Below are 22,204 nucleotides of genomic sequence, written 5' to 3' on the forward strand. Positions count from 1 at the left end.
TCCTGTGAATCTTATTCTTTTCCTTCAGTAGAGTACTCTGCTAGCACTATAGCGATTTCGTCTTCAATGTCCTTGATGTCATCTTCTTCAACAAATTGATTCAGTAAAATGGAAAAGACGAGGCCGCTCCCTTGTTCCACATATCCTGAAAGGGAAGAGACGCCGGTTAATGATCCGGTTTTGGCATGGACGATTTGTTCTGCAGCTGTGTCTCTCATGCGATATCGTAGCGTACCGCCCTCAGATCGATCTGAATCGCCTGCAATTGGAAGAGAACGATAAAAGGGGTCAAACCAGCTTTCGGTTTGGACGTTAAATAGAAATTTGGAAAGCTGATTTGGTTTAACTAATGTAACGTGAGAGATACCTGAACCGTCTCGCAGACGCATATCGTCGGTGTGAAGGCCTTGCTTTTGAAGAAAGTCTGTCACTACTTCCAATCCAGCTTCCCAACTGCCTTCATCTTTCTTCACTTTCCCCATCTCTTTCACTAATATTTCAGCATGACCGTTATTGCTTAGCTTCATAAATGGAATAAGAAGCTCCGATAATGGCATGGATTTCTTTTCAATGAGAAGAGTCGCATCTTCAGGTGTTTTGCTTTGTTGAATGTCACCCTTGAATTTAATTCCAGCTTCTTTTAGTGATTGGTTCATTAAGCTCAGTGCATATTGCGGGGGATCCCATACCGCAATCCATTCACGCTTACGTGAGGCATCTTCAGAAATTTCACCTTCTACTAAAATTGTATTCGATCCATGTTCTCGTGAAATAGTTAATTCGGCATCCTTGTCCGCCTTGACTGTTATGGCACGGTTTTCAACTGTTAGGACATCGGAAGAAGGTGAAAGTTGAACATCAGCTTGATCGCCAGGTTGTTTTCCAGGATAAACTTCAACAATGATCGTACCCGCGTCGTAATCTTCGTTTGGTGAAGCTGTTAATGCTGAAACTTTGGCACCATAATAGTTGTCTTCATCCGACCAAACCATATCCTGTGAGAGAGCTTCTTCGTCATACCAGCTGTTATCGCCTATGAGATCACCTTGTATCTTATGTACACCTTTTTCTTTTAAAGATTGTGCAAGTTCATCAAAGTCTTCTTTAAGAAGGGTAGGGTCTCCTTTTCCTTTTAGATAAATGTTTCCTTTAAGGTTATTTTTTTTGAGTTCTCCATCAGTGAGCAGTTCAGTGCTAAACCGGTAGTCTGGACCAAGTGTTTCAAGTGCAGCTCCGGCGGTGAATAATTTCATATTAGAGGCAGGAGTGAGCCGGGTTTCGCCATAGTTCTCATAGATTAACTCACCTGTATTAGCCGCTCGGACGCTTATCCCTGCGATTGCGCCATCTAGAAGTTTATTTGATAGGATATCATTTAACTGTGTTGAGAGAGTACTGTTTGTTTTGTCTGCACTTGCATCTTGATGAGAAGTGAGAGGGGGGAAGATAAGGAGGAATAGCAGCGATATGATTAAGCAACTTTTCAGTGTTTGTTTCAATTCATCATCTCCTCGTTGTTTAGTATGATCAAATATGGTTTCAACTAAAATACATTGTAGAAGGAACTCTACTTAATTTTGTTCACCTCCGTTTAATTAACTAAATGGTCGTTACAATTTAAACCTTTCGTGTAACACATTCAAATCCCCTTTCATTTCAACAAAGTTGAATCTTTTTACACATGCCCTAGCTGAGAAAAATAGTGAAATAAGCCTATAATCATGAAAACACAAAAAAGCAGCTGCATATTAGCAACTGCCCCCACTTCATTAATATACTTTATCTCCATTAAAAATGGAGTTCTTCACTACGACATAATCTACCGTACGAATTGATTCTAGCTTGTCTCCGCCTGAATAAGAAATCGCCGATTGAAGATCCTGCTCCATCTCTGTAAGCGTGTCTTGAAGATCTCCTTTATGCTCAACGAACATTTTCTTACCTTCAACGTTTTTCTTCTCGCCTTTTTGAAATTCAGAGGCAGAACCGAAGTATTCTTTGTATAGCTTGCCATCTCGTTCGAACGTTTCACCAGGTGATTCTTCGTGTCCTGCAAAGAGAGAACCGATCATCACCATCGAAGCACCAAAACGAACGGATTTAGCGATATCGCCATGCGTACGAATACCGCCATCTGCAATGATTGGTTTTGTTGCTGCTTTTGCACACCAGCGTAGAGCTGCGAGCTGCCAGCCACCAGTACCAAAGCCGGTTTTAATCTTCGTAATGCACACCTTACCAGGTCCGATGCCGACTTTCGTAGCGTCAGCACCTGCGTGCTCTAACTCTCTGACAGCTTCAGGCGTGCCAACATTTCCAGCAATCACAAAGCTTTCTGGGAGGTGCTTCTTAATATGACCGATCATTTCAATGACCGCATTTGAATGCCCGTGGGCGATATCAATCGTAATATAGTCAGGTGCTAGGCCCTGCTCTTTAAGCTGTTCAATAAACGTGTATTCTTCCTCTTTGACGCCCACGCTAATAGAGGTGATGAGCTCACGAGCGTTCATATCACGAATAAAAGCGATACGCTTTTCCGGTTCAAAACGGTGCATCACATAGAAATATCCTTTTTCAGCCAGAGTAACGGCAATTGTTTCATCAATAATCGTCTGCATGTTTGCAGGTACGACCGGCAATTTAAATGTATGCTTGCCAAGCTTAATGGAAGTATCACATTCTGATCGACTGTTTACGACACACTTAGCGGGAATTAGTTGAATATCTTCATAATCGAATACGTTTTCCATGAGATTCACTCCTAAAAACGAATAATACGTTTTAATTTAATTTAAATGTTCGTCCATTTGATAATTTACAGGAATTCATTGTAATTGTCAAAGATTTTCTTGAAATCCTTTACATATGAGGAGGAAAAGAAAGGGATTCGAACGAAGAATATGGAAAATTAGAAGAGGAATCAAAAGAAATACGTCTAGTGGAACAGTATAGTAAAAAGTGTTTTCTAGAAAGAGTGAGCATAAAAAGGAGTTGGTCTTATGATACGAGTTGGCAGTATTTTTATACCAGTCACGGATCTTGAAAAATCAGTGAAATGGTATGAAAAGCATCTAGGTATTCATAAAATTCAAGAGTGGGGAGAAGGATTGGCTGAAGGTGTCGGCTTCTATTTTCCAAATGATTCGACTCAGCTTGCGTTAGTGAAAGTGGAGAACGTTCAGCCAACTGAATTTCACATCAAAGCAGAACGTCGGAATAGCTATTTCAATTTTCTTGTTGATGATATTGAAGCTTTTTATGAGAAGCTCAATAAGAGCGGTGTTAAAACGAATGAGCTTGAACAATTCGGGGGCATGACATGTTTTGATTTCTTTGACCTCGATGATAATTCTTTTAGCGTAGTTAGTGAAGTGGTAGATTCCCCGTTTCATGCTGATCAAGTCAAAAAGATGCAGGGTATGAAACGATGAAGGAAAATGAAAAAAGTTGCCCTGAGTGTGGCGAAAAAGAAACGAGAACAGGAGAATTTACTGGGTACGGCTCATTATTTAAGAAAAAAGGATTTGCGAAAAGTTCTCCGGTTGATGCTTGTTTCTGTGTTAATTGCGGTACAATCCTTTCTCTTAAGGTGAGGAACCCAAAGAAGTTTATTTAGTAAAGCTTTTAAGGAGGAGTAAAGATGGCGACTGATTTGTGGATGAACCTTCCTGTGCAAAATGTAGAAAAGTCGAAAGCTTTTTTTACAAAGATCGGATTTGCTGCTCAGGCCATTGGAGAAGGTGTTCAAGTAGTGATCGGTGCTCAAGGGACGAAGGTTATGCTGTTTCCTGCTTCAAAATTTGAAACGTTTACCCATCACAGAGTAGCGGATTCTATGAAAGCGACGGAAGTGCTTTTTTCAATTGGAGCGGAAGATCGAGAAGAAGTAGATGCAATGATAAAGAACGTGGAAAAGGCAGGGGGAGCAATCTATGCCAAACCCGGCTTAACAGATGGATGGCTCTATGGAGCAGGGTTCATTGATTTAGATGGTCATCGATGGAATGTGTTGTATATGGACATGGAGAAAATGCCGTAATCAAATGTGCGGGCTTTAAAGGTAACTCTCATCACAGTAGAGTTACCTTTTTGGTTAATTATTGAAACTTCCAAGTAGTTTCCATCGTAAATAAAGTAGGATAAAAGAATATCAGTAAGGAGAATAAGATGTACTTTAAACAGACGAAATGGTTGTCGATCATACTCGTTTTTCTGTTAGTGACTGGATGCTCCAGTGGAAATGCGTCGTCGGATAAACAGAGTGTGAAAACGATTGGTGGAATCGATCAGGTGGAATTGCTGAAATTTAGCGGGACATATGTTGGGGACAATTCAGCTGTTCTAGCCATTCTAGCGCAACTTCCGGGAAGCGGAACAGTTAATAAATTTGATTTATCTGATCAAAAGATAAGCGTGACATATGACGAGGAGCGAGCAAGTTCTGAATTAGACTTCAATTCTACCTGGTTTGATGGAGCAAACAGCGCTCAGAGGATTTTCCATTATAACGCGATTTACTTAACGATCTTAGTGCCGAACGCCAAAGAATATGAATTTCGAGTGCAAGATGAGAGCTTCCGAATAACGAGAGATGAAATGGTAGCCACATTAACGAGCAAATTTGGTGAATTTCCAAGCGAGGAGCAGCTTATGGAGGAAACATTCGCCGAGGAATATGTGAAAAAGCATGAAGAAGAATTAGAGAAAATGGCAAATAACTATGAGGACTATTTTAATTGATTAGTGATGTAAAAGTAGGTGTTAAATAAATGAAGAAAGTTCGTTACATCATGGTCCTTCCGCTAGCATTTATCCTATTGATAATTGGATTGGCGTCTTATAATAACAACCGAGCTATGGATATGGCGGTTGAAGGATGTAAAGAAGTAGGAGGAAAAGTCAATTTAGAAAAAGATCTTTTGGGCATAAATTGGCGTTTTTCTTGTGAGAAATAAAAGAAAGAAGGGAGAAGAGATCATGCCAACTTGTCAGACTTGTGGCTATACATGGAAATGGAAGGAAGCATTAAGATTAATTTATCGCGCAAAGGCCAGGTGTCCAAACTGTGACGCAAACCAATATCTATCTGCAAAATCGAGAAAACGATCGAGTTATACATCAATGCTAGTCGTTATTCCTCTTGCGATTACTTCAATTTATAGGCTTTCCTTATGGTTCTATTTGAGTTTTTCCTTTGCTTTACTAGTACTCATTCTTCTTCTTTCTCCTTTGTATTACCAGTTAAGTAACGAAGAGGAACCACTTTGGTGAATGAGAGGAAGTCAATTGGATTTTCATCAGTTGATGATGCTTCTCACGAGGGTAGATGGAATGTAGTAGGTATAGAAAGGGCATTTAAGAGAGGGTACATATATTAATCAATAAAGGATTAGTAGGTTGTTGTAGTCTTCAAGATAAGGGCAGGATTATGGAAGACTTGAATTCGAGATAATAGAGGTTATTGGAACTAAAACCATACTTTTTCGTATAGGGAATTAGCTATATTTAGGAGGGATGGTTTCTTGGATCTTATTTTATTAGGAGTAGTGGCTGTTATTGGCGGAGTTGTTGCAGTTATAGGTACTTTAATCATTATAGGAAGAAGGTTAATACAACCGAATCAGGAATTAAAGGAAAAGGTTCAAAACCTTGAAAGCGAACTGAAAAACCTGAAAGATAAAGAGTAGTGTTCAGTATTCAATGTAATCGGAGCGATTCATTAATGCCGGAACAGCCGAGAGTTAAGGTTTAGTATCTGGTAAAGGGGGAGATCTAAATTAATGAGAATACATATAGAGTATTTAAAGCATTTTGTCTTGGAGTAATCACCATTTCATTTGCATTTCTTTGCTTTTATGTTTATCAAATCAGTGGAGATATAGAATCAATTAGTCAAGGAATTCATAACATAGTGGCAGCAATAGCTAACAGTTAAACAAAGCAAAGTATCCTCTATATTTTTATTCTTCAAGAAATGGGAGCATTTGCTGAATAAAAAGTAAGCTGTCTATTTAGGTTTTGGCCAGTTGTCGTAAATTAGTCTTAGGATGAACGGAGATCGAATAGGGGGTAAAATGAAAAAAACTACAAAAATAATTGTTATCATCGTTTCAAGTATACTTTTTCTTCTTCTGTTACTCCTAATAGGCGTAATTATATACTTTCATAGTGTAGTTGAAGAAAATGCAGGAGAGCCAGTTACTTATTTTCAAGCAGTGACAACTATACTAAATTTGAACTTTGATGGTGAATTAGAGAGAAAAGCAAAGGCTTCAAAAGATATGCAAAGCTATCAAAACATTTCTTTCTATGTTGATAAACAGGATGATGACTTAGTTCCACTGATTGAGGATACACTTGACTGGGCTAAGACCAAAAACAGAGAAATTTTAGGTAATATAAAGGAAAGAGATGTAGATGTTATCTTTTTTAGTAATAAAAAGGATTTTCAAAACATTTCTAATTTGCATAGTGTGTCTGGTTTTTATGACCATTTCGGGTTATTCATAGGCATCAAAGTAGATGACAAGAAGGGGATATTAAACGGAAAAGAGACTCCACTCTACTTTTTTCAAAAGAGCATATTGCACGAATTTACCCATTATACTTTTGACCGTAAAGTTGAAATCACCCCATACGGAATAGATTCATATCCCTTATGGTTCCAAGAAGGAATTGCTGAATACATATCAAATGATCGAACGGTTGTTGAAGCAAGTGATTTCAAGCACGTGAATTATGATCAGCTTAGGAGTCATAATCAATGGGTCGCTGCAAGAAAACAAATAGGGACGGATGTTTATGATCAAAGTTACTTCACAATCAAATTTCTCATAGAGGAAAAAGGAGGATCTGTCATTAAAGATATTATTGAAGCTACTAGCGCTTCTGGTAATTTCAAAAAAAGCTTCGCAGATGTTACCGGGTTCCACTATGATGCTTTATATGAGAAGGTGCAAATAGAGTTAGAGAAGTAATGGTTATGGTAACTAAAGATAGTGCTGAGTGCTACTATCTTTATTCCATTAAATCGGAGCAATTGCTTAATAAAAGTAAGCGCTCTAACTAGGGTTAGCGCAGTTTAATTGGAAACTAGTTTTGTTTGAGAAAGGAGGGAGAACAATGACCCAACTAAATAGTCTAGTTATAAATAAAGATAGACTTGTTGATATGGAGAAATTTATTTCATTAGTAAAATCATCTCTTAATGGAAACAGGAAAGAGATTCTCTTGGATATTTTCAAATTTGATGAAGAAGAATTTGAAATGATGATGTTCTTCGGAATGTTTAATTTAAACAATGACATCGTCTCACTTGAAGAACAATTGACCAATATGAAATCGCTTGATTATGAAAACTTCATACAAGAAGAATTGGAGCTTTTGCAAAAACAGTACCCGTCAAATAGACCTGTACAATTTGAGTTGTTCATTTTAGATAAAAATGATGATTTTGTTAAATCAAAACTTAATGGCGTATCAGCTTTTACGGATTGGAATGGAAAGATGTGTTTTGCGATTCTTCCAGAAGAAAACGTACGTTCAACAATTAAATCTGTCGTAACACACGAATACCATCACCATTGGCGTATCAGTGCATTAGGGCTGAAAGAAGATGGAGAAACGTTACTGGACCGAATGGTTTTAGAAGGATTAGCAGAGCATTTTGTGAAGGAAAGATTAGGTGAGGAATATCTTGGTCCTTATAAAGATGCTTTATCTGAAACTCAAGCTAAAACAATATGGGAAAGTACATATAAGAATCATATCGATGATAAAGGAACCATAACGGATTTATATATGTTCGGAAGTAAAGATAAAGGTTTACCGTTTTGGGGCGGCTATTCATTAGGTTTTTACTTAATAAAGTGGTTTCTAGATAAAGACAAAAATATTTCTATAAAGGATTTAACAATATTACCTAGCGATCAGTTTATAAAATAATGCTATTCCATAAACTCGGAGCTTATCTTTAATAAGATAAGCTCTTTTATATATGAAGTAAAGATTGAATTCTATGTCCGGATTTGAAATAATTGGTATTAAGTTGTTGCACAGGATTGTGTGAAGTGCAAGCACTATTATTAATGTACTTAAGGTGGGTTCCAAGTGTTTAAAAGCAAGATAACTTTCATTATGGCAACTTTAGCTATTACTTTGATAGGTTGCTTTCAGGTTGAAGAAGCAACATTTATTGAAGGAGAGATAACTAAAATCAACAATGAAAGTGGGGAAATGGAGATCAAAGTCGAATCTTGGTCAACAATTAGTGATGCAGAATCATCTAGCACGCCATATATATTTGAAGAGATGCCAGATTCACACACTATAAGAGTATCCAATCCAGATCAATATGATGAAGGGAAAGAAGTACAGGTGAAAGTTATTAAAAATTATGAAGAGGACGTATGGGATTTAAATAGGTTGAAATTTGAAGTAGAAAAGGCAACTTAGAATATTATTCTATTGATTACATTATCTGAGAGTCCTGAAGAAATGTCGAATTTAAGTCTTCCGTATGAAGATAGGTGAAAACTACAGTAGGATTCGTTACCATCTTCCATTATCTCGGAGCGAAAGTTGAGTAAGGTGTCTTTGCAGCTATTTCATTATTTAAGAGCAACCCAGGAATAAAGGGAGGTTATCATTGAAAATGGAAGTTGCAAAAAAGAAGAAAAACCAAAAAATAGCTGGTGTAATACTACTGGTAATAGTAATAGTTTTGTCCCCATTTTTACATGATCATTTTAATCCGTTAACTTTATTAAGGGGTACCGCCAGCAAAACGCGGAAAACGTACGCTAAGCAAGATTCGACATGAAAATAGCCGATCCTCTTTACTATGAGGACTATCGGCTATTTACCTTATTAGGTAATTAATATATTGTAATTTTATTAACAAAGTCTACTGACCAAGGCTTAACTTGACCATCGCTTGTTTCCATTTTTGAATAAGGGTTTTCTACTACCATCATGGTAAGGTTTCCCTTATCTAATCTACTAGAGTCAATGGGGATGTTCAATATACCATCATTTGTCGGTGAATATATTTCCTTTGAAATTTCTAATTGTTTGGAATCAAGGAATGATAGTATATAGTAACTTTTCTCCTTTTCCCCATAGAAATTCAACCACAATTCAGAAGGTACTTCTTCTTTATTGATTTGAGTAATTATCTTACCTTCTAGCTCACCTCTAGGTTCTGTAGTTAAGATTGGAGGAATAGGCTCTCCTTTACTTGTGTTAAGAGGACTAACTTTAAATTCATGTTTTTCATTAGCACCTACCAAAAGGTTAGTCCGTTTAGATAAGTAAAATACTTCAGGAGGGATAAACGCTTCTTTTGCAAGTGACTTGTTAGGTTCCCTTATACATACTATAAGTAAATCGTGTAGCCCAGGTTTTATACTTGGTATACTGATGTCAAGATTGATTTGTTCATTAGGTTTTGCATTTATATCTAAAAACTCAACAGTTTCACCTTTACTTTGATATTCTATTTGTTTGTAGTCTAATAAAACCAGAATTCTATAGTTATCTTCATAAGAATTTCTATTATGAATCACTATTTTAGGTGTATAGTTATCATTATTATTAATTTCATGTGTAATATTTAATTGAGAGGTTGCTGTTTCGTCAAATAACCCAAGTGTAAAACTAACTTGATTCTCACTTGTACCTTGAATTTTATTTGCATCTTCAGTTTGATTCTCTTTTTCCGTTTGAAAAGAACAACTTGATAGTAATATTAATAAAACTACAGATATCATTTGCCTCTTCATAATGTACCTCCGATATATAAATAGAAAGGTAGGAGCTAAAGCATCCTACCTTTTAAACTTACAAATCACTATCTATTGTAGTATCAGACCACGCTTGTCCCCAATCATCCATCACATAGTGGTGTGAGGAACCATGATAGTAGTTGCCCGAAACATAAATAGTGCTACCTGCATTAGCATATGCAAAGGTACCTAAGCGCTTATCCCTTTTCCAATTAATTAAGGAATCCCCTTTGTAGAGATAATTTGCCACTCTAATATCAGGGACTGTTTGACTTGTTGTAGTGCTACCCCAAGTGTTCACTCTACCACTACTTAAATAAGCACTTGTTGTAGCCGAAATAGCAGTCCCACTAGCTACAGCATTTCCACCATCAATAGATTTACCATTAGCTTTGCTGGGGGTTTCTAGAAATCCTTCAACATTAGGTTTGTGCTCTTTTTTGACTGAGGCATCGACATTCCCACTAACACCAAACAAAGTGACTACCGTAGCAAACACTACTACTTTCTTAAATAGTGGTTTAATTACAAAAACCTCCCAATAAATTTTTAATTTGAGTCATCCCAACATAACCATAATGACTTGAAGGATTTAAAGAATTTTTCACCCCCTGGTTTCTAACGGATTAATTATATATTCTAAAAACGCAAGAAGGTATCCTTCTTATTTTAAAAAAATGGAAATTTTTCTAATTTAAGGGCATGGAATCATTTAACATACATTGCTATTGTTTCGATGTATTGGAGTTAACACAACACAATATTAATTGTGTTGTATTGACTGGGTTTTAGGGGTATATTTAAATTGGTTTACGCAACACAATTGATTAAGAATACGTCTATTTCTAATGCAACACAATTTTATTGACGAGGTCAGTGACTATGAACTTATTAAAAGATTTTAATTTTTATCTTCAACAAGAACGAAAAAGCGAAAATACCATTAAAGGTTACCTATCAAATGTTCAGCAATATCTTACATGGTTCAAAGGATCGTATGGGTTAGAATGTAACTCATTGTATCGACAGAACATTCTAGAATATATTAGTTTTTTAAAAAACGTTAAAATCCAAAATGCTAGAACGATTAATCATAAGATCAGTAGTCTGGCAAAATTTAATTCGTTTCTGATTGATCAGAAGGTACAAGAGGAAAAGGTGATTTATAAAACAGATATGCTTAAAATTCAAAGGGCCTATGCTTCTCCTACAAAAGTTGCCGAGGTAGAAGTGAAACAGTTTTTACAAAATATCTTGGAGAGTAAAAATAAAAGAAACTATGCAATCGTGGTCCTTCTTTCCTATACCGGACTACGAATCTCTGAAGCATTATCCATTAAATTAAATGATATGAACCTGCAGACTGGTGAATGTATTATCAGAAATGGAAAAGGAGAAAAGCAACGCGTTGTCCTTTTAAACAGAAGGATTATTTATGCTATTAGGGAGTATATGAAAGAAAGAGAAGCTTCTGTTGTTTCTCAAGCATCACCCTACTTATTTATTAGTAAAAAAAGAGAGCGACTTGATCGTACCGTCGTTAACCGCCTCTTTAACAAGTATAGTCAGACGATTACCCCCCATCAACTTCGTCACTTCTTTTGTACGAACGCCATTGAAAAAGGGTTTAGTATTCATGAAGTTGCGAATCAAGCTGGACATTCCAATGTAAATACGACGCTTTTATACACCAACCCGGACCAAACAAAATTAAAGAGTAAAATGGAATTATTATAGGAAGGAGAAAATGGATGAGAGGAAAAGAGTTACTAACTCCTGAACAACGGGAAGAATTCATGCGTCCATCGAATATTACAGAATGGGAGCTCGCCACCTTTTACACCTTTTCTAACTATGATTTAGAGATCATTAATCGTCATCGTAGGCAGCACAATCGATTGGGATTTGCTGTTCAATTATGTCTTCTTCGATATCCAGGCTGGTCCTTATCTGATATTAAGGAAGTCCCTCCATTAATTTTGTCATATCTGGCCAAACAGCTAGATATCGATCCTGAATCATTCACGTTATATGCTCAACGAGAAGCTACAAGACGAGAGCATATGGAAGAGATTAGACAAGAATACGGGTACCAAAACTTTTCTTTACGTGAATATCGCTATCTTTCACGTTATCTATTTCATCGAGCTGTTGAAAACGGAAATGCAATACTTCTAATTCGGCAGGCCATTGAGGAGTTACGTAAAAGAAAGGTTATTTTACCTGGAATGACTACCATAGAAAGGATCATATGGGAGGCGCGTAATCGAGCAGAAAAATGGATTTTCAAAACACTCAATGATGCCCTATCGACGAAACAAAAACAACAATTAGATTCTCTTTTAGAACCTGCAATGGAAAACGGTAAAACGACACTAGCATGGTTGAAAGAAAATCCAGGCACTTCCTCACCTGATACATTTTTGAAGGTCATTAAACGATTAGAATGTATTCGCAAACTTGATTTAAAGGTCAATACCCACGACATTCATCCCAATCGTTTTCGCCAATTATCGCGACTAGGTGCCAGGTATGAACCTTATGCTTTTCGGAGATTTAAATCTGATAAAAAATACAGTGTTTTAGTGACTTACATACTGGACTTGAGCCAGGACCTTATTGATCAGGCTATTGATATACATGATAAACAGATTGTGTCTCTTCAAAATAAAGGTCGAAAAGCACAAGAGGAAATGCAGAAGCAAAATGGAAAAACTGTGAATGAAAAGTTAATTCACTTCACTAATCTAGGTACAGCATTAATAAAAGCTAAAAAGGAAAGCCTAGATCCTTTTGAAACGATTGAAGCTGTCATGCCATGGGAAAAAATGATTCAATCCGTGGAGGAAGCTAAAGAGCTCACCCGTCCATCGAATTATGATTACCTAGATTTGTTAGAACAGCGCTTTTTTTATCTACGAAAGTATACGCCATCGTTGCTTAAATCCATAGAATTTCGTTCGACTGCAGCTGCGAAACCAATAATACAGGCTCTTGATACCATACATGAAATGAATGAATCAGGAAAACGGAAATTACCAGAAGGATCACCAGTCGGTTTTGTTCCAAAACGCTGGGAAAAACATGTCTATGATGAAAATGGCATTATTAACCGACATTATTATGAAATGGCCGCACTAACAGAATTAAAAAATCATATCCGTTCTGGTGACATTTCAGTGGTGGGCAGCAGGCAACACAAGGATATTGACGATTATTTTGTGACAAAACAAGAGTGGCAAAACCATCGCTCCAAAGGAAATAATTTAGCAGTACCTATCTCTTCAGAAAACTATTTGGCTGAAAGAGAAACATCATTGAACCAGCGTCTCCAATGGCTTTCGAAAAATAGTAATGATTTAGAAGGGATTAATCTAGATAAGGGGAAACTACATATTCAACGGTTAGAGAAGGATGTTCCGGAGGAAGCAAGGGACTTCAGTTTGTCCCTCTATGCTATGCTTCCTCGAATTAAACTCCCAGACCTATTAATGGAAGTAACCAATTGGACAGATTTTGATGAGCAATTCATTCACGCTTCAACGGGTCGGATTCCCGACAAAGAAGAAAAGAGGATTCTATTAGCTACCATAATGGCTATGGGAACGAACATTGGTTTAACTAAAATGGCTGAGGCAACCCCGAATATCTCTTATCGGCAAATGGCTAACACTTCTCAATGGAGAATGTACGAGGATGCAATGAATCGTGCGCAAGCACACCTTGTAAATTTTCATCACAAACGCGCTCTTTCATCTTATTGGGGGACTGGGACCACTTCCTCTTCTGATGGCATGCGTGTACAAGTCGGAGTTTCATCTTTACATGCTGAAGCCAATCCCCATTATGGAACAGGGAAAGGCGCAACGATCTATCGTTTTACGAGTGACCAATTCTCTTCCTTCTATAATAAAGTGATTAATACTAACGCACGGGACGCAGTACACGTAATAGATGGGTTACTTCATCACGAATCTGACTTAAGTATTGAAGAGCATTATACCGATACAGCAGGATACACCGACCAAATTTTTGGTTTAACCCATTTGCTTGGTTTCCGATTTGCCCCACGACTCCGAGATATATCAGACTCAAAACTTTTTTCAATGAGTCCACCTAGCGATTTTCCTGAACTTCAAACCCTTTTACGAGGTAAAATAGACCAGAAAGTTATTCATGAGAATTATGACGATGTATTACGTTTAGCTCATTCCATTCAAGTTGGAAAAGTATCTGGTGCTCTTATTATGGGGAAATTAGGTTCTTACGCTCGTCAAAATAAGGTTGCCAAAGCATTACGAGAAATGGGCAGAATTGAAAAAACCATATTCATGATGGATTATATTGCAGATGCCTCTATGAGAAGACGGATTCAAAAAGGGTTAAATAAGGGAGAGGCTATGAATGCATTGGCAAGGGCCATTTTCTTTGGCAAACATGGAGAGCTAAGAGAACGAGCTCTTCAAGATCAACTCCAGCGAGCTAGTGCATTAAACATCATCATTAATGCTATCTGTGTATGGAACACTGTCTATTTGGAGAAGGCTGTTGCTGTTTTAAGGGAAAAGGGAGAGTTAAAAGAGGATTTATTGAATCATATCTCCCCATTGGGGTGGGAGCATATTAACTTCCTAGGGGAATATCGTTTTGATTCTAAAGCTAGAACAAGTGTAGATGTATTGCGTCCTTTAAATATGAAATAAATAAATAGCCGAATCTTCTTAACGTATAGAAGATCGGCTATTTTCGTGTCGAATTTTGCTTAGCGTACGTTTTCCGCGTTTTGCTGGCGGTACCCCATTAATAACTACGATTATTATATACGCTATTGTCATGTTCATTGTTGGACTGTTATCAAAAGAAGAAAAGTCTTAACCTTAAGACAGAAGGATCTTTATTTACCATCTTCCAGTATCTCGGAGCTTTTCTTCGATGAATGTGTAGGACCAAAACCTTAATTTAGGAGGCGCATTGTTTTAATAGACGTGCGCCTTTTCTGGTAATTAGGTTTTTAATTTAATGATAACTTTAAAAATGTTGCTTTGTTTCAACATTTGAAAAAATAACATGTGTAACGGTTTGTGCTAAATCTGAAAAATCATTTATAAAACCTTCTATTTCAGTTAACCCCTCAAAATGTAATTTCATCATATAACAAGCTTGCCCTGCAATCCGGTGACAGTATTCCACATTCGTCTGTTGCTCAATTCTTTTCTTAAACAACTCGTACTGCCCATTTTTAACAGTGGCTTCTATGATACAGCTTACTGGATATCCCGCTTTTTCATAGTCGATTTGTAAGTGGTATCCCTTGATTACTCCGAATGATTCCATTTGCTTTATTCTTTCTGTTACAGCAGGAGAAGACATACCTATGATTCTTCCTAGTAGTGATCTTTTCTATAATCATAAGAAGGAGGGAAGATTAATGGCGAGAATAACGTTATCTGAAATTGGAAGTAGTTCGTTTCAACGATTATTAGGACATAATCAATTGGTAATGGAAAAATGGAACGACTTAGGAGAGGTCTTAGAAGCCGAGGGCTTCTTATCTTATCAGCTGAAAGAGCAAGTTAGAAGGACTCTGGCTCAGGAAAACGGGTGTGAATATTGCAAGGCAAAAGGGCGTCCCGATCCCAAATTATTTGATGAGAAGGTGTCAGTTGCAGTAGGATTTACAGAAGCATTTTTATCATATAGAGGCAATATGCCATTGGCTGTATTTCATGTGCTAAATGATACATTTAATGAAAAAGAAATAAGTGAACTTTGTGCATATATATGTTTTACTACAGCCTCTCAGTTCTTTGGTGCAATTATAGGGTTACAACCTGATCCTTCTTAGAAATAACGAGGTTCACTCTATACGGAACAAGTAATAGCACTATTTTGCTTTTCATAAGTTGGAGGACTTTTTATGTAATTGAAGAGGATTTTGTTTTGAAAGATAGTATTGATTTATTTGGGTTATTTTGAAATAATTGTAATATATAAAATGTGATTTTAAATTGCTTCGACTTTAAAATCTAAAAGGTACTGATGATGTATATAGATTTGGGGGGAGATGATTTCATCCGTTATATCTCACGATGGATGATCATATCAGTGAAAATGAATGTGGAATGGGATTCTTTCCGTTCACAACCTACAGGAAGTTCATGGATTGAGCTTCCTGTTTTCTTTGCAAAACAATGGATATACCGGTGTGTTTTATAAGGTAGTTATTAGTAAATTACTAGTATATTAATCAATTTTCATTCATTAGAATTTGTTTTCGATTTTCTGGTTAACAATGCTATATTGTTGTGAACCTAAGTCTAATTGCTACATTTTATCCCCCCTAGAAAAAACAAAGAGGATGACAAAGTATGATTAGAAGATTGCCTTTCAAGCGAATAAAATGGCCAGGATGGGTTGTTCTTATTTTGTTGGGAGTATTTATTATTATAGGTATAGGTAAGTGGACTGGTGATAGCAGTGAAGAGGTGGTCAAACAGAAAGATGAAAAAGAGGTTTCGAGTATAGAGGTTGAGCAAGATACAGAAAACACTGATCGTTATACAATGCTGATTAACACCCCGGTTATTGAAAATTCACTCCTTAAAAAATCGATTCGCGAGTGGATTACGAAACAGAAAGAGAGTTTTTTATCTGAAGTGAAATCACAAAAAGATGTTCTTGGAGCAAGTAATCGAGCCCACCTATCGATTCAAGTTAATGTAAAAAAAGGAGCGAAGGATACAACTAGTTTGATTTTTAACTCTTATAAACTAGTGGATTCGATCTATGGTGAGAATCATGTAAAAACATTTACGATCGACTCAAGTCATAATATCTTACAATTAACTGATATCTTGACTACTAGCGAGAAAACGTTAGATGAAGTACGTTCTAATATTAAAAGGCAGTTGAAAAAGGATGATGTGGTTAAGAATAATCTAATAGATAAAAAGGTAAATGAAGCATTGAAAGATCCTAATTCATGGAATTGGTTGGTAAACCAAAGTGCTCTTACGTTATATCTTGAGAAATCTAACATTACTGAAGGTGAGACTGGAACTCTAGAAATTGAAGTTCCACTTAAAGAAAAAATATCTACTGTGCAAGAAAAAAAGGACAATGACGAAAAAGTTCTCAAGCCTGGAGAAAAATACGTTGCAATTACTTTTGATGATGGTCCGAGTGTTCAAGTAACGCCACGGGTGCTAAAGATATTAAAACAACATGATGCGAAAGCAACTTTTTTTATGTTGGGAAGTCAAGTTGAGAAATATCCATCTATTGCTGCAAGAGTTGCTAACTCAGGCCATGAGATCGGCAACCATACAGATCATCACATGGACCTGACGAAGATAGGAGAATCTCGAATGGTAGAAGAAGTTCAAAAATCAAATCAAAAGATATTGGAAGCGACGGGTCAATCTCCTACTCTCATAAGACCTCCTTATGGTGCTATCAATCCCAATGTAGAGAAGGTCGCTAGAAATAACGGTTCTTCTCTTATTTTATGGTCAGTTGATTCCCTGGATTGGAAAAGCAAAAATACTGAAGCAATCAATCAGCTGGTTCAAAAAGAAGTGGTATCAGGATCAATTATCCTTTTACATGATGTACATCCTACCACAGCCGATGCGTTACCAAAGCTGTTGACTACACTTGAAGAGGAAGGCTATCACTTCTTAACTGTTTCTCAATTGCTTTCCATGCAAGAAAAATATACTGCCGGAACCTATTATGGAAAGACTTAAGAGAACCATAATTTGATTATCTAAAGGAGAAAAAGAGAAAAGGAGATAACTATGAATAACAGATTTAAAAATAGACGAAGAAAAAAGTTTAAGAAAAAAATACTCATTGGTCTTTCATCACTTTTGTTTCTTGTTATTTGCGTCGGTAGTTATTTAGGATTTCAAGTATATGATACAGCGAAGGAATCTTATAGTGAACTTAAACGAGATAATGATATGTCGGAATTAAGAGATAAGAAAGTAGAAATAGGAAATGAACCTATTTCGATTTTGTTACTAGGAATCGAAAATTATTCTTCAGATGGAAAAGGTGGAAGAGCTGATACCCAAATTGTTTTAACCCTTGATCCTAAGTCAAAGGAAGCGACTATGACAAGTATTCCCAGGGATACGAAAGTGGAAGTTCCAGTAGAAAAAGTCGGGGTTGAATACGCTGGAACTCATAAAATAAACGCTGCTTATACATACGGATATCTTACAAATTACGGAGCTAAAAAGTTAGCCGTAGAAACGGTGGAAGATCTTTTGGGTATACCGATAGATAAGTATGTTGCTGTTGATTTTGAGGGATTTCATGACATTGTTGATGCTATTGGCGGAGTTGAGGTTGATGTAAAATATCCATTTTGGGAAAAAGATTACTATTCGAATGATCGGATTTATTTTGATGAGGGAAAAACCGACATGAGTGGGGAAGAAGCACTTGCATTTGTAAGAATGAGGAAGCGTGATGTGAATACTGTTTACTCAAGAGAGGAACGTCAAAGACAGTTTATTAAAGCTACGGTAGATGAAGTCAAGTCAGGGGACACCCTATTTGAAATTAATAAGATTTCTGATGTGTTAAAAGATAACGTTGAGACTAATTTAAAACCAAGTGACATGCTTGCCCTGCAGCAAAAATTTCCATCAATCAGCTCAACATCTATTCAAACAAAAAAGATAGAGGGGACGACACCTAAAGTACCCGGACCTTCATACTTTATACCAGATCTTAACCAGTTAGAGTTACTGAAGAAAGAGTTAAAAAACTCACTGAAGTTATCATGATAATAAGATACTACAGTTGAGGAAAGTAATGAAAAATAAATGAGATATATTTAAAAATGTTGCATCTAAAGGAGTAAAGTTCCAATTATCTTGACTTCAAGTCTTCTATTAAATCGGAGCGTTTTCTTAATATTGGATTTAGGGAAAGAAGCTGTAAGATAGGAGTGTTCCTATGAAGAGAAGCTCATCGTTTGGCATTGTAATGGCTACTTTACTATTTGGATTGGTAAGCTGCGCTGGAAATGTTTCTGAGAAAAAAGTCGAGAGCGGAGTAACAGTTAGTGATGAAATAGCCGAAAAGAATGGCACATTATCTAAGGATAATGCAGAAGTTATGATTTTTAATAAACTAAGTGACGAAGAAAAGCAGAAATACACCGTAGACTTTATTAAAGAAGAAGGAACAAAATATTATATTAGAGTTTACGATCATAGTAGTGGCGAAGTAAAAGTAAAAAAGATCTATACTATTGATTTTCAAACAAAAGAAATTGAACAAATTGAATAAATGGACCAATGAGTTCTCAAAAATTTTATAATCCCACATCATTAAAGGTTTTCTTTCTTCCGCAATCTCGGAGCAATTCTTTAATATCATAGCTTTGTAAACGTGGAATATCAATCTTCATTTATCAGACGTAATCCCCAACTGAGGAATTACGTCTTTTTTTAGAATAAGGTTGAGTATGTGGGTGTGCTTTGAAATAATTGGAATTAAGTGATAAGTTAGCAATTTTTTTATGAATGTACTTTTATTTTAATTGGAGGTTTTTTATGTTATTAGCAGCTGGATTTAATACTGGGGATGTTATATTCCAGGTTATTGCATTTCTTCTTTTAGTAGCTATACCTGTAGGGATTGTGATGCTCATCATTTTATTAAATAAGAGAGCGTCTAGACTAGGGCGAGTGGAAGCGAAGATAGATAGGTTATTAGAAGAGAAATCTGATCGAACGTAAAACTTCGATCATTACAAGATAGATTAATTTGAGATCGAGTCTTCAACAAGCTCGGAGCTTATCTAGAAGACCAGGAACGTTATTACTTAATATAAATTTACCTGAGTTCGGTGCTATTAGTCTATAGTCTTGATCAAAATTTAAAAGGAGTGATCTAACTATGGCAAAAAGCAGGTTACTCAGAATGGACAATGTCGGCATCGTTGTAGAATCCCTTGATGCCGCAATCTCATTCTTCGAGGAGATTGGCTTGAGCCTCGAAGGGCGAGCCACTGTCGAAGGTGAGTGGGCTGGTCGCGTAACAGGATTGGGTTCTCAGCGCGTAGAGATTGCTATGATGGTTACCCCAGATGGTTATAGCCGACTTGAACTTTCGCGATTTCTCACCCCACCTACTATATCAGATCACCGGACTGCTCCTGTAAATGCCCTCGGTTATCAACGCGTCATGTTCACCGTTGAAGACATTGACGAAATGGTATCAAGACTCACTAAGTATGGTGCTCAGCTCGTTGGCGAAATGGTTCAATACGAGGACTCGTATCGGCTCTGCTACATTCGTGGAATCGAAGGACTTCTAATCGGTTTGGCAGAACAACTCGGTAACAAATAAGTAAGTGAGGTATTATAAAGAGTCTTTACTGAAATATAAATTACTGAAGTGAAAATTAAAACAGACAAGCAGTGTGAAAGTAATTCGAAGAAGTAGGGAAGCAGATTCACGCGAAAACGTTATATGCCAATCCGTCTCGATTCGAAGGGAATTCTCATTCAACAAACTCGAAGCAAAACAGGAATAAAATAAACAGTTATCGTTTTAAATGTGATTAAAGCGATTCGAAATGAAATGAGGAGACATTTATAATGATTGAATTGAAACCTTTTGAACGTGCTGACTTTGATAAACTTATAAATTGGATTGAAACTCCTGAGTTCCTACTACAATGGGGAGGTCCTAATTTCACTTTTCCATTAGATGAAGATCAGCTTGGGGTTTATTTGAAGGATGCCAACAATGATGATTCTGAAGTATTAATTTATAGTGTTTTTGATAGAGAAACTGAAACAGTAATAGGACATATTTCGTTAGGTAAAATCGATAGAGGAAATAACTCTGCAAGAGTAGGAAAAGTATTAGTTGGCGATAAGAGTGTAAGAGGAAAAGGGATCGGCAAACAAATGATGACCGAAATTCTTAAAGTAGCATTTGATGAACTACATTTACATAGAGTCAGTCTTGGTGTGTTTGACTTTAATTCTTCAGCAATTGCTTGTTATGAAAAGGCTGGATTTAAAAAGGAAGGTTTACTGAGAGAATCAAGGAAAATTGGTGAAGAATACTGGAGTTTATGGGAAATGAGTATTTTAGAGAAGGAGTGGCTGGAAGAAAAGTAGATTAAAGCCATACAAATCATCTTGATTTAAAGTCTTCAACAAACTCGGAGCGATTGTTTAGTTTGTGTTCATTCCTTAGTTACATTAAAAAGCTTCTTCTATGAACCAATAGAAGAAGCTTTCACCTTAGAGTATTAAATTTCTGTTTTATAGGGTCTGCCCAGTCAGGTATCTCATCAGTTTCGAAGGTTAATTGGTTATTAGATATTTCTAAAATCAATTCTCCATCTGATTTGCTGTTATCGATAACGACGAGGTTGTTAATGAGTGACAAGTGTTGAAGTAGGTTTTCTTTGGAAGTGATATCTCTTTTCAGGATGTCCTTTGTTGGGATATGATGGCCACCATTCCTCACTCGTAATGCGACTCGCTCAATGTTTTGCGTGACGTGGCTTAATCCAACATAAAACATTGTAATTTCAAATCCTTTTTCCTTGGCTTTGGTCATTTGGTGAATCGCATTTTTTCCAGCGAGCGTCGTTTCAATTGAAAAACTCTTTTCTTCTTCAATGCACTCGTAAATCAGTCTTACGGCTGCTTTACCTGCTGCTAATTGTTTCGTCTCAGGTGATTGTGGATCCAATCTACGCGCAATGGAATCAGGATCAATATTAATGTCTATGCCTAACTTATCAATTAGAAGGTTACGTAGCGTGCTTTTTCCACTCCCATTGTTACCAGCAAAAACATACATCATGGGAGGGAGCTTTGGCTTTGTCATTCAATATCACCATCTGGTTTTTGGTCAAACTTTACAACGGTTCCATCAGGATACTCTTTCACAAGGCCATTTTCTGTATCATAAACGATATAGGTGTTATTTACCTTGGCATCAATTTTTGCACGATCACCAGTCATTTTTGCCCATTTACCCACCCAAGCAAACTTTCTTCCTTGTGATTCACTTTCACGTTCTAACACATAAACCACCACCTTTATTTTGTAATTTAATTATATCAGATGAAATGAATATTTTCATAAGGCTTCACAATAGCTGACTACTGAGGTGCCAGAAATGGAACGACAATCACTTGAGGAAGAAATGTCTTTGAAATAACAGTTATTAAACAATCTCTGAGCTTATCTGTAATAGATAGGCTCCTTTTAACTGTAAATAAAGATTGAGTTATGGGGAATTTTTTTGAAATGATTAGTATGAAAATTTGTACGGCATTCTAGAAAACTTGGATTTGAGATAATTTGCGTAGATTTGTTTAATTGTTTGATGTCTGGACCTTAATTTATACTTACTTAAATCCAGAT

25 protein-coding genes are annotated in these 22,204 nt (G+C 36.6%); 18 read left to right on the top strand and 7 right to left on the bottom strand.

Annotated elements, in window-relative coordinates; translation table 11 throughout:
• Positions 1-11: 11 nt before the first annotated feature.
• Positions 12-1,499, bottom strand: a complete 1,488-nt coding sequence (gene dacB / locus AC0VYH_RS05055) for a D-alanyl-D-alanine carboxypeptidase/D-alanyl-D-alanine endopeptidase (protein ID WP_475373382.1) — start codon at positions 1,497-1,499, stop codon at positions 12-14.
• A gap of 270 nt (positions 1,500-1,769) precedes the next feature.
• Positions 1,770-2,753, bottom strand: coding sequence for a GMP reductase (guaC, locus tag AC0VYH_RS05060; RefSeq protein ID WP_430243601.1), 984 nt, complete (start codon positions 2,751-2,753; stop codon positions 1,770-1,772).
• Positions 2,754-3,002: 249 nt separating this feature from the next.
• On the opposite strand from guaC, the gene AC0VYH_RS05065 reads away from it, so the two are divergent.
• The 9 genes from AC0VYH_RS05065 (at position 3,003) to AC0VYH_RS05105 (ending at position 8,457) form a co-directional block, all read left to right on the top strand.
• Entirely contained in the window at positions 3,003-3,434 is a 432-nt protein-coding gene (locus AC0VYH_RS05065) for a VOC family protein (protein WP_475366738.1), read from the top strand.
• Between the two features lie 209 nt (positions 3,435-3,643).
• Positions 3,644-4,042, top strand: a complete 399-nt coding sequence (locus tag AC0VYH_RS05070) for a VOC family protein (protein ID WP_475373383.1) — start codon at positions 3,644-3,646, stop codon at positions 4,040-4,042.
• Positions 4,043-4,170: 128 nt separating this feature from the next.
• Complete coding sequence (locus AC0VYH_RS05075; RefSeq protein WP_475368540.1) at positions 4,171-4,743, top strand: DUF4825 domain-containing protein; 573 nt, start codon at positions 4,171-4,173, stop codon at positions 4,741-4,743.
• Positions 4,744-4,772: 29 nt separating this feature from the next.
• A complete protein-coding gene (locus tag AC0VYH_RS05080; protein ID WP_475368541.1) occupies positions 4,773-4,958 on the top strand; it encodes a hypothetical protein in 186 nt (61 codons plus the stop codon).
• Positions 4,959-4,980: 22 nt separating this feature from the next.
• The gene (locus AC0VYH_RS05085; protein ID WP_430243594.1) at positions 4,981-5,274 is read left to right on the top strand and encodes a TIGR04104 family putative zinc finger protein; all 294 of its coding nucleotides are present in this window, start codon (positions 4,981-4,983) and stop codon (positions 5,272-5,274) included.
• A 251-nt stretch (positions 5,275-5,525) separates the two neighbouring features.
• The gene (locus AC0VYH_RS05090) at positions 5,526-5,690 is read left to right on the top strand and encodes a hypothetical protein (protein WP_475366330.1); all 165 of its coding nucleotides are present in this window, start codon (positions 5,526-5,528) and stop codon (positions 5,688-5,690) included.
• Between the two features lie 387 nt (positions 5,691-6,077).
• Positions 6,078-6,980, top strand: a complete 903-nt coding sequence (locus AC0VYH_RS05095) for a collagenase (RefSeq protein ID WP_475373384.1) — start codon at positions 6,078-6,080, stop codon at positions 6,978-6,980.
• Positions 6,981-7,125: 145 nt separating this feature from the next.
• The gene (locus AC0VYH_RS05100) at positions 7,126-7,947 is read left to right on the top strand and encodes a DUF2268 domain-containing putative Zn-dependent protease (protein ID WP_475373385.1); all 822 of its coding nucleotides are present in this window, start codon (positions 7,126-7,128) and stop codon (positions 7,945-7,947) included.
• Positions 7,948-8,112: 165 nt separating this feature from the next.
• On the top strand, positions 8,113-8,457 hold the full coding sequence (locus AC0VYH_RS05105) for a hypothetical protein (protein WP_160920859.1): 345 nt from the start codon (positions 8,113-8,115) through the stop codon (positions 8,455-8,457).
• A gap of 422 nt (positions 8,458-8,879) precedes the next feature.
• Here AC0VYH_RS05105 and AC0VYH_RS05110 read toward each other — a convergent pair whose 3' ends face one another.
• Both AC0VYH_RS05110 and AC0VYH_RS05115 read right to left on the bottom strand, forming a co-directional pair.
• The gene (locus AC0VYH_RS05110; RefSeq protein ID WP_475365766.1) at positions 8,880-9,785 is read right to left on the bottom strand and encodes a hypothetical protein; all 906 of its coding nucleotides are present in this window, start codon (positions 9,783-9,785) and stop codon (positions 8,880-8,882) included.
• A 58-nt stretch (positions 9,786-9,843) separates the two neighbouring features.
• Positions 9,844-10,287, bottom strand: coding sequence for a hypothetical protein (locus AC0VYH_RS05115; protein ID WP_475365767.1), 444 nt, complete (start codon positions 10,285-10,287; stop codon positions 9,844-9,846).
• Positions 10,288-10,670: 383 nt separating this feature from the next.
• On the opposite strand from AC0VYH_RS05115, the gene AC0VYH_RS05120 reads away from it, so the two are divergent.
• Positions 10,671-11,525, top strand: a complete 855-nt coding sequence (locus AC0VYH_RS05120; protein WP_475365768.1) for a tyrosine-type recombinase/integrase — start codon at positions 10,671-10,673, stop codon at positions 11,523-11,525.
• 14 nt (positions 11,526-11,539) lie between these two features.
• On the top strand, positions 11,540-14,491 hold the full coding sequence (locus AC0VYH_RS05125; RefSeq protein WP_475365769.1) for a Tn3 family transposase: 2,952 nt from the start codon (positions 11,540-11,542) through the stop codon (positions 14,489-14,491).
• 325 nt (positions 14,492-14,816) lie between these two features.
• Here the strand turns inward: AC0VYH_RS05125 and AC0VYH_RS05130 are convergent, their stop codons facing one another.
• Positions 14,817-15,158: an Lrp/AsnC family transcriptional regulator gene (locus AC0VYH_RS05130; RefSeq protein ID WP_475373386.1), complete on the bottom strand. Its 342-nt coding sequence runs from the start codon at positions 15,156-15,158 to the stop codon at positions 14,817-14,819.
• 58 nt (positions 15,159-15,216) lie between these two features.
• On the opposite strand from AC0VYH_RS05130, the gene AC0VYH_RS05135 reads away from it, so the two are divergent.
• The 7 genes from AC0VYH_RS05135 (at position 15,217) to AC0VYH_RS05165 (ending at position 20,941) form a co-directional block, all read left to right on the top strand.
• Positions 15,217-15,633 carry a carboxymuconolactone decarboxylase family protein gene (locus AC0VYH_RS05135; protein ID WP_475373387.1) on the top strand — a complete coding sequence of 139 codons (417 nt, stop codon included), beginning with the start codon at positions 15,217-15,219 and terminating at the stop codon, positions 15,631-15,633.
• Positions 15,634-16,213: 580 nt separating this feature from the next.
• Positions 16,214-17,536: a polysaccharide deacetylase family protein gene (locus AC0VYH_RS05140; RefSeq protein WP_475373388.1), complete on the top strand. Its 1,323-nt coding sequence runs from the start codon at positions 16,214-16,216 to the stop codon at positions 17,534-17,536.
• 51 nt (positions 17,537-17,587) lie between these two features.
• Positions 17,588-18,586: an LCP family protein gene (locus tag AC0VYH_RS05145; protein ID WP_475373389.1), complete on the top strand. Its 999-nt coding sequence runs from the start codon at positions 17,588-17,590 to the stop codon at positions 18,584-18,586.
• A gap of 172 nt (positions 18,587-18,758) precedes the next feature.
• Positions 18,759-19,094 carry a hypothetical protein gene (locus tag AC0VYH_RS05150; RefSeq protein ID WP_475366332.1) on the top strand — a complete coding sequence of 112 codons (336 nt, stop codon included), beginning with the start codon at positions 18,759-18,761 and terminating at the stop codon, positions 19,092-19,094.
• Positions 19,095-19,360: 266 nt separating this feature from the next.
• The gene (locus tag AC0VYH_RS05155) at positions 19,361-19,546 is read left to right on the top strand and encodes a hypothetical protein (protein ID WP_303533611.1); all 186 of its coding nucleotides are present in this window, start codon (positions 19,361-19,363) and stop codon (positions 19,544-19,546) included.
• 160 nt (positions 19,547-19,706) lie between these two features.
• A complete protein-coding gene (locus AC0VYH_RS05160) occupies positions 19,707-20,159 on the top strand; it encodes a VOC family protein (protein ID WP_475367920.1) in 453 nt (150 codons plus the stop codon).
• A 251-nt stretch (positions 20,160-20,410) separates the two neighbouring features.
• Entirely contained in the window at positions 20,411-20,941 is a 531-nt protein-coding gene (locus AC0VYH_RS05165; RefSeq protein ID WP_283153698.1) for a GNAT family N-acetyltransferase, read from the top strand.
• A gap of 121 nt (positions 20,942-21,062) precedes the next feature.
• On the opposite strand, the gene AC0VYH_RS05170 is transcribed toward AC0VYH_RS05165, so the two are convergent.
• Positions 21,063-21,662, bottom strand: a complete 600-nt coding sequence (locus AC0VYH_RS05170) for an ATPase (protein WP_430243582.1) — start codon at positions 21,660-21,662, stop codon at positions 21,063-21,065.
• Positions 21,659-21,862, bottom strand: coding sequence for a hypothetical protein (locus tag AC0VYH_RS05175; protein ID WP_098443859.1), 204 nt, complete (start codon positions 21,860-21,862; stop codon positions 21,659-21,661). Before AC0VYH_RS05175 ends, AC0VYH_RS05170 begins: the two co-directional genes overlap by 4 nt.
• Between the last annotated feature and the right edge of the window lie 342 nt (positions 21,863-22,204).

Source organism: Anaerobacillus sp. QJM3NY_32, assembly GCF_056173645.1.

Excerpts from the sequence above, each read along its gene's own strand:
- AC0VYH_RS05135 (WP_475373387.1), top strand. The coding sequence starts at position 15,217 with ATGGCGAGAATAACGTTATCTGAAATTGGAAGTAGTTCGTTTCAACGA.
- AC0VYH_RS05125 (WP_475365769.1), top strand. The coding sequence starts at position 11,540 with ATGAGAGGAAAAGAGTTACTAACTCCTGAACAACGGGAAGAATTCATG.
- AC0VYH_RS05145 (WP_475373389.1), top strand. The coding sequence starts at position 17,588 with ATGAATAACAGATTTAAAAATAGACGAAGAAAAAAGTTTAAGAAAAAA.
- AC0VYH_RS05170 (WP_430243582.1), bottom strand. The coding sequence starts at position 21,662 with ATGACAAAGCCAAAGCTCCCTCCCATGATGTATGTTTTTGCTGGTAAC.
- AC0VYH_RS05155 (WP_303533611.1), top strand. The coding sequence starts at position 19,361 with ATGTTATTAGCAGCTGGATTTAATACTGGGGATGTTATATTCCAGGTT.
- AC0VYH_RS05165 (WP_283153698.1), top strand. The coding sequence starts at position 20,411 with ATGATTGAATTGAAACCTTTTGAACGTGCTGACTTTGATAAACTTATA.
- AC0VYH_RS05075 (WP_475368540.1), top strand. The coding sequence starts at position 4,171 with ATGTACTTTAAACAGACGAAATGGTTGTCGATCATACTCGTTTTTCTG.
- AC0VYH_RS05085 (WP_430243594.1), top strand. The coding sequence starts at position 4,981 with ATGCCAACTTGTCAGACTTGTGGCTATACATGGAAATGGAAGGAAGCA.
- AC0VYH_RS05160 (WP_475367920.1), top strand. The coding sequence starts at position 19,707 with ATGGCAAAAAGCAGGTTACTCAGAATGGACAATGTCGGCATCGTTGTA.
- AC0VYH_RS05100 (WP_475373385.1), top strand. The coding sequence starts at position 7,126 with ATGACCCAACTAAATAGTCTAGTTATAAATAAAGATAGACTTGTTGAT.
- AC0VYH_RS05095 (WP_475373384.1), top strand. The coding sequence starts at position 6,078 with ATGAAAAAAACTACAAAAATAATTGTTATCATCGTTTCAAGTATACTT.
- AC0VYH_RS05065 (WP_475366738.1), top strand. The coding sequence starts at position 3,003 with ATGATACGAGTTGGCAGTATTTTTATACCAGTCACGGATCTTGAAAAA.
- AC0VYH_RS05130 (WP_475373386.1), bottom strand. The coding sequence starts at position 15,158 with ATGTCTTCTCCTGCTGTAACAGAAAGAATAAAGCAAATGGAATCATTC.
- AC0VYH_RS05150 (WP_475366332.1), top strand. The coding sequence starts at position 18,759 with ATGAAGAGAAGCTCATCGTTTGGCATTGTAATGGCTACTTTACTATTT.
- AC0VYH_RS05070 (WP_475373383.1), top strand. The coding sequence starts at position 3,644 with ATGGCGACTGATTTGTGGATGAACCTTCCTGTGCAAAATGTAGAAAAG.
- AC0VYH_RS05110 (WP_475365766.1), bottom strand. The coding sequence starts at position 9,785 with ATGAAGAGGCAAATGATATCTGTAGTTTTATTAATATTACTATCAAGT.
- AC0VYH_RS05120 (WP_475365768.1), top strand. The coding sequence starts at position 10,671 with ATGAACTTATTAAAAGATTTTAATTTTTATCTTCAACAAGAACGAAAA.
- AC0VYH_RS05080 (WP_475368541.1), top strand. The coding sequence starts at position 4,773 with ATGAAGAAAGTTCGTTACATCATGGTCCTTCCGCTAGCATTTATCCTA.
- guaC (WP_430243601.1), bottom strand. The coding sequence starts at position 2,753 with ATGGAAAACGTATTCGATTATGAAGATATTCAACTAATTCCCGCTAAG.